The sequence below is a fragment of the Planctomycetota bacterium genome (assembly GCA_016125255.1).
Classification (GTDB): Bacteria; Planctomycetota; Phycisphaerae; order Phycisphaerales; family Zrk34; genus RI-421.
Window position 1 is genome coordinate 155,354 of record WGMD01000011.1, and the last position, 6,616, is coordinate 161,969.

Annotated in this window: 6 protein-coding genes; 5 read left to right on the forward strand and 1 reads right to left on the reverse strand. The window is 64.4% G+C overall.

Annotation, left to right across the window (positions count from 1 at the left end; genetic code table 11):
* Positions 1-548: 548 nt before the first annotated feature.
* The 5 genes from ligA to GC162_11035 all read left to right on the forward strand — a co-directional run bounded on the left by ligA (position 549) and on the right by GC162_11035 (position 6,432).
* Positions 549-2,669 (forward strand): NAD-dependent DNA ligase LigA, encoded by a 2,121-nt coding sequence (gene ligA / locus GC162_11015; GenBank protein ID MBI1369168.1) that lies wholly within the window; start codon positions 549-551, stop codon positions 2,667-2,669.
* 348 nt (positions 2,670-3,017) lie between these two features.
* Complete coding sequence (locus tag GC162_11020) at positions 3,018-4,010, forward strand: TerC/Alx family metal homeostasis membrane protein (protein MBI1369169.1); 993 nt, start codon at positions 3,018-3,020, stop codon at positions 4,008-4,010.
* 141 nt (positions 4,011-4,151) lie between these two features.
* The gene (locus GC162_11025) at positions 4,152-5,012 is read left to right on the forward strand and encodes a PEP-CTERM sorting domain-containing protein (GenBank protein ID MBI1369170.1); all 861 of its coding nucleotides are present in this window, start codon (positions 4,152-4,154) and stop codon (positions 5,010-5,012) included.
* A 40-nt stretch (positions 5,013-5,052) separates the two neighbouring features.
* Positions 5,053-5,682, forward strand: coding sequence for an MOSC domain-containing protein (locus GC162_11030; GenBank protein ID MBI1369171.1), 630 nt, complete (start codon positions 5,053-5,055; stop codon positions 5,680-5,682).
* A 108-nt stretch (positions 5,683-5,790) separates the two neighbouring features.
* Positions 5,791-6,432 (forward strand): hypothetical protein, encoded by a 642-nt coding sequence (locus GC162_11035; GenBank protein MBI1369172.1) that lies wholly within the window; start codon positions 5,791-5,793, stop codon positions 6,430-6,432.
* Here GC162_11035 and GC162_11040 read toward each other — a convergent pair.
* Positions 6,398-6,616: hypothetical protein (locus tag GC162_11040; GenBank protein MBI1369173.1), on the reverse strand; the 219-nt coding region annotated here is incomplete at its 5' end. The genes GC162_11035 and GC162_11040 overlap by 35 nt on opposite strands.

The window sequence follows — 6,616 nt, forward strand, 5'->3', positions numbered from 1 at the left end:
TCAAGAGCGGTTTGAATCAATGTGTAGCCACGCATCCTGACGAGCCGCGCACGTCAGCAAGCGGTCGAGCCCGCATCCAATGACGTTCCTTGACCGCTCCCTCACGGTCGCGGCTCGTTGGGAACGCTATTTGATTTGTGAAACCGCTCCAGTCGCACGATGCATCCGCGCCATGAGGAAGCGCACGCGGGCCGATGCGCTTGACCCCCACCCAACCTCCCCCTTTCCGGGGGAGGGGTCGGACTCCCCTCCCTTCGAGGGAGGGGCGGGGGGAGGGTGAGGCGCATCAGTTCAGGTGATGTTGCGTCACGTGACCCGCGCATCGGTCTCGTCGCATGATGCGTCCGCGCCGTGAGGAAGCGCACGCGGGCCGATGCGCTTGACCCCCACCCAACCTCCCCCTTTCAGGGGGAGGGGTCAGAGACGGCGGCGAGCGGGGTTTGATGACTTTTGCATCAGGGAGGTGTCGGAGGGCGGAACGCCCTCTGACGCAAGTCAACCGAATGGTCCCCCTTCGAGCCCAGCGGCCGGAGTGGTAAACTGCCCCCATGTCCAAGTCGAACCTTGATGAAGCACGCAAGCGAGCGGCGAAGCTGCGCGAGGAGATCGAGCGGCACAATCGGCTCTACTACGTTCAGGCCGCGCCGCAGATCACCGATCAGCAGTTCGACGCCCTGCTCAAGGGGCTGCAAGACCTCGAAGCCGCCCACCCCGAACTGGTCACGTCCGACAGCCCCACCCAGCGCGTCGGCGGCGAACCCATCGAGGGCTTCGACACCGTCGAACACGCCTCGCCGATGATGTCGATCGACAATACCTACGACGAACAAGACCTGCGTAAATGGATGGCCCGGAACGAAAAGAACCTCGCGGCCGAGGGCGGCGGGCTCTTCGGCGAGGCGATCGGGTATGTGTGCATGCCCAAGATCGACGGCGTGGCGATCAGTCTGCGCTATGAGCAGGGCAAACTCATCCGGGCCGTCACGCGCGGCGACGGCCGGCGGGGCGACGACATCACCGCCAACGCCAAAACCATCCGCGCCATTCCCCTTTCCCTCGAGTCCACACAAAAACATCCCGTCCCCGACGTGATCGACATCCGCGGCGAAGTCTTCATGACCTTCGACACCTTCAACAAGATCAACGCCGAGCGCGAGGCCGCCGGGGAGGCCCTCTTCGCCAACCCGCGCAACTTCACCGCCGGGACGCTCAAGCAGCTTGACCCCAAGGTCACCGCCCGTCGCTCCCTCCGCTTCTACGCCCACAGCCGCGGCATCGTCGAACCCGATCACGCCGGGTCGTTTTCCGACTACCTCGAAGCGCTCAAGTCATGGGGCGTGCCCGTCACCGCCGGGACGGAGCGATTCGACGATGCGGACAAGGTCTGGCGATACATCGCCGACTACGACAAGCAGCGCCGCGCCTGGGCCTACCCCGTCGACGGCGTCGTCGTCACCATCGACCGCTTCGACCAGCAGCGCGCCCTGGGCGAAACCAGCAAAGCCCCGCGCTGGCGCATCGCCTACAAATACGCCCCCGATCAGGCGACGACGAAACTGATGCAAGTCGATTGGCAGGTGGGCAAGATCGGAAAGCTCACGCCGCGCGCGACCATGGAACCCGTCGAACTCGCCGGGACCACCGTCTCGCACGCCACGCTGCACAACTTCGGCTACATCACCAAGCTCGACATCCGCCTTCACGATCACGTCGTCGTCGAGAAGGCCGGCGAAATCATCCCGCAGGTCGTCGAGGTCAAAAAGGACCAGCGCACCGGGCACGAGAAGAAGATTCATCCGCCCGAAAAATGCCCCGAGTGCGGCGGGCCGGTCGAGATCATCATGGACCCCGACCGCGTCAAAAAAGTCGAAAAAGACGCGGAAAATCACGAGCCGATCGGCGATGCCGACGAAACCGGGCGCTTCTGCATCAACCCCGAATGCCCCGCGCAGTTCCGCGAGAAACTCATCTGGTTCGCCCATCGCGGACAGATGGACATCGACGGCCTGGGCGAGAAGCTCGTCGATCAACTGCTCGCCCACAACCTCGTGCATCACTTCGCCGACCTGTACGCGCTGAAGGCGGAGCAGCTTGCGGGGCTGGAGCGCATGGGCGAGAAGTCGGCGGCGAACGTCATCGAAGGCATCGCGGCGTCGAAGCAGCGCGGGATGGCGCGCGTGCTCGGATCGTTGGGCGTGCGGCATATCGGATCGGCGACGGCGCGGACACTGGCGATGCATTTTGAGGATGTGGACGCGCTGATGGGGGCGGAGGAGGCGGCGCTGACGCAAGTGCCGGATGTCGGGCCGATCGTGGCGGCTTCGCTGCACAAGTATCTGCACTCGGCGGCGGGGCGGGCGACGCTGCACGGGCTGCGCGATGCGGGCGTGGACCTGACAAGCCGGGAGTATCAGCAGCGCGCTTCGACGCCCGACTCGCCCTTCAAGGGCAAGACCATCGTGCTCACCGGCACGCTGGCGCACTTCAAGCGGGAGGATCTCAAGGAGAAGCTCGAAGGGCTCGGCGCGAAGGTGTCGGGGAGCGTCTCCAAGAAGACGGACTTCGTCATCGCCGGCGAGGAGGCGGGGAGCAAGCTCGACAAGGCGCAGGCGCTGGGGGTCGAAGTGTGGGACGAGGCGAAGCTGATGGCGACGATGAAGAAGTTGTGACGAGCGGCGGGGGAGCGGTCGACGGGGCCGTTGGCCCCATTTCGCGCACCGTCGTTTCGCGGTTTGCGCACAGCGATGGCGCATCGGACGCGGTCGTGCGCGCGCGATGAATGTAAGTCCTTGATTGATCGCGCACCGGCGCGCCGGGGCCTCCGCGCCGGTGCGCACCGGACCGTCCGGTGCGCGCCGGGACCCCGAAACAGGGGTGAAATTGCTCGATATTGAGGCGTGAACGGGGGCACACCGGTGCGTCGAAAAACCGGGGGGCGGGCGCGCCGGTGCGATGGGGCGAATCAGCCGGAGGCGTCGAGGGCGTTGCGGGCGGACGACCGGGCCTACAATCCCGCCATGACCGTCTTCGTGTGGATCGGTTTCATCGTGATGATTCTGGGGATGCTGGCGCTGGACCTGGGCGTGTTTCATCGCCGGGACGCGGTGATCAGTCTGCGCGCGTCGCTGGGTTGGACGGCGGTGTGGGTGGCGGTGTCGCTTTTGTTCAACGTCGGCATCTATTTCATGTACGACTATCACCTTTTGGGCATCGGCGAACGCATCGGCACGGACCTGGGCGGGCGGCAGGCGGCGATGGAGTTCCTGTCCGGCTACCTCATCGAAAAGTCGCTGAGCATCGACAACATTTTCGTCATCGCCGCGATATTCTCGTACTTTCACGTGCCCGAAGCCCTCAAGCATCGCGTGCTTTTCTGGGGCGTGCTCGGGGCGCTGGTCCTGCGCGGGGCGATGATCGGCGTCGGGGCGGCGCTGATCAACCGTTTCGAATGGCTCGAATACGTGCTCGGCGCGGTGCTGATCGTCACCGCTTTGAAAATGCTCTTCGCGCATGAGTCCGATGCCCATCCGGATCGCAACCCGCTGGTGAAACTGGCGCGGAAGTTTTATCCCGTGACGCGCGATTATGAGGGGCATCATTTTTTCTCGCACCTTGGCGGCCGGCGGGCCATCACGCCGCTCATGCTCGTGCTGCTGGCGGTCGAGAGCATGGACGCGGTGTTCGCGGTGGACTCGATCCCGGCGATCTTCGGCGTGACGCGCGAGCCGTTCATCGTCTTCACGTCCAACGTCTTCGCCGTGCTGGGCCTGCGAAGCTTGTACTTCGCCCTGGCCGCGGTGCTCGACCGGTTCGAGAAGCTCAAGTATTCGCTGGTGTTCATCCTGATCTTCGTCGGCGTGAAGATGCTCATCTCGCACTGGGTCGCGATCGAGACATGGTTCAGTCTGGCGGTGATCGTCGTGTCGCTGGCGACGGGGATGGTCGTGTCGATGATGACGCACGGTGAAGCGAATGATGATGATGACGATGCGGATGAACCCGGCGCGTGAACGGCGTCGGACCCCGAAAAATGCGGAGAAATCCTACAATTATTGCTTGGCGGCGGGGTGATCGTGGGGGTATACTCGGGTTGTGGGAAATGCGCCGCTTACGGCGTGGAAAATCAAATCCTTAGAAGAGGCCAGCAAATCATGATGCATGGGTTGCAACGCGTATGGATCGCATGTGCGGCGAGTCTGATCTGTGTCGGCTCGGCGAAGGCGAGCTTGGTCGCGTGGTGGGAACTGGATGATGCGGACGGGTCGGCGGCCGTGCACGCCACGGTCGGTTCCGATGGCACGTACAACAATTTCAACACGGGCGACTGGGAGAACGCCGGTTCGCCCGGCGACGCCAGCGCGCCGGCGAACTCCGTGAACCTCGACGCCGTCGGGGCCGCGCACTATCTGGACTTGGGCTCGAGCGGCGGGCCGCTCAACGGGCTGGCGCACTTCACGATTTCGATGTGGGTTCAGATGGACAGCACGTCCGTGGACATGACCTTCCTGTCCGTCGGTCAGTTCACCACGGGGCAGCCCCTCGTGTTCTGGCGCGATGAGGACGATTCGCTGGGCGGCGGGACCAACAACAACACCATCGCCGCCCTCGTCGGCAACGCCCGCGTGTCCGGCTCCAACAACGTGCTGGCCAATACCGGCTGGCATCATGTCGCGCTCACCTTCGCGCCGAATCTGTCCACGGGGCTTCAACTCTACGTCGATGGCGTGAACGTCACCGCCCATCGCTCCGGCACCACCGCCTCGAGCTTCTCCACCATCACCACCAAAGTCCTCCGCGCCGGGCAGGTCTCCGACGCCGTCAGCGCCTCCAAGCAGTTCGACGGACACATGGACGAGATCGCCATCTATGACGAAACGCTCAATGCCCATGCAATCTCCGTCCTGGCCGGCGGGGCGGCGGCGACGGCGGTGATTCCCGAGCCGACGTCAATGATGCTGCTGGGTCTTGGATCGCTCGTGCTGATGCGCCGCTCACGGATGCGCGTGGCATAGGCGGAATCTTCCACGACATCGATGCTACACTGTCGACGCCATGCGTGTGCTGAGCGTCAACACCGCCCGTCCGCGCCTGCTTGTTCACAGCGGGCACAGCTACACCACCGCCATCAACAAGCAGCCGGTCGACGGCCCGGTTGCCGTGTCGCATGAACACGTCGGTGACGATCGGCAGGCGGACCGGGAAAATCACGGCGGGCCGCACATGGCGATCTGCGTGTACCCGCGCGAACACTACGGCCCCGTCGGCGACTTTCTCGGCGTGGCGCTCGACGTGCCGAGCTTCGGCGAGAACTTCACCACCGAAGGCCTCGACGAAACGGTGATCTCGATCGGCGATACGCTGAGCGTCGGGTCGGCGGCGGTGCAGGTCACCAAGCCGCGACAGCCGTGCTCGAAGCTCGCGCGCAAGCACGATCGTCCCGACCTGCTGCCGTACATTCACGAAACGGGCTACACGGGCTTCTACCTCCGCGTGCTGACCCCCGGAAGCGTGCGAGCGGGTGATGCGATCACGCTCGTCCACCGGCCGCATCCCGAGTTGACCGTCGCCGCGACGATGCGCGCGATGTTCAACGCCGACACCGATCCGGCGTTCTACGAAAAGCTCGTCGCGTGCGAGGAGCTCGCCCCGGATTGGCGGGGGCGATTTGCTAGGAAATTGTGATGGGGTGATATGGTGAAGTGGTGATATTGCAGAGCGTCCGCCACCACTTCTCCATATCACGATATCACCATTTCGCCACTTCACCATCGCAGATGTTAAACTACCGCCATGATCAGCAGGATTCACGGCTTGCTCGAGTCCCTCACCGGCGCGGTCGCTTCGATCGATCCGGGCGCGGGGCTGACGTACAGCGTCTACGTCCCCGCCTTCACCGCCGCGCGGCTCGGCATGAGCATCGGCCAGCCCATCACGCTGCACACGATCCATTACCTGGAGGGTGCCGCGCAGGGCAGCAGTTTCGTACCGCGGCTCGCCGGTTTCGTCACGGAGTCGGACCGGGCGTTTTTCGAGTTGTTCACGAGCGTCAAGGGCATCGGGCCGCGCAAGGCGCTGCGGGCGATGGCGATGCCCAGCGCGCAGATCGCAGCGGCGATCGCCGATCGCGACGTCAAGACGCTTCAGGCGCTGCCGGAGGTGGGCAAGCGCACGGCCGAGACGATTGTCGCGTCGCTGCACGATCGCGTGGACCGCTTCATCGACGAAAAATCCTTTCGTGCGGCGGACCAGACACAGAGCGCCCCGACGCCGTCGCGCTCCGCCGCCCGCGAGGCGCTGGAGGTGCTCGTCCAACTGGGCGAGAACCGCACGCAGGCGATCACCTGGATCGACGACGTCCTGGCCAAGCGCCCGGACATCGACGATGCGCAGGTGGTGATTACGGAAGTGCTGCGGTTGAAGTCGGGCGTGTGAGGAGAGTGTGGAGTGTGGAGTGTGGAGTGTGGAGTGTGGAGTGTGGAGTGTGGAGTGTGGAGTGTGGAAATCTTATACGATTCCCCTGACCCCTGACCCCTGACCCCTGACCCCTGACCCCTGACCCCTGACCCCTGACCCCTGACCCCTGACCCCTGACCCCTGACCCCTGACCCCTGACCCC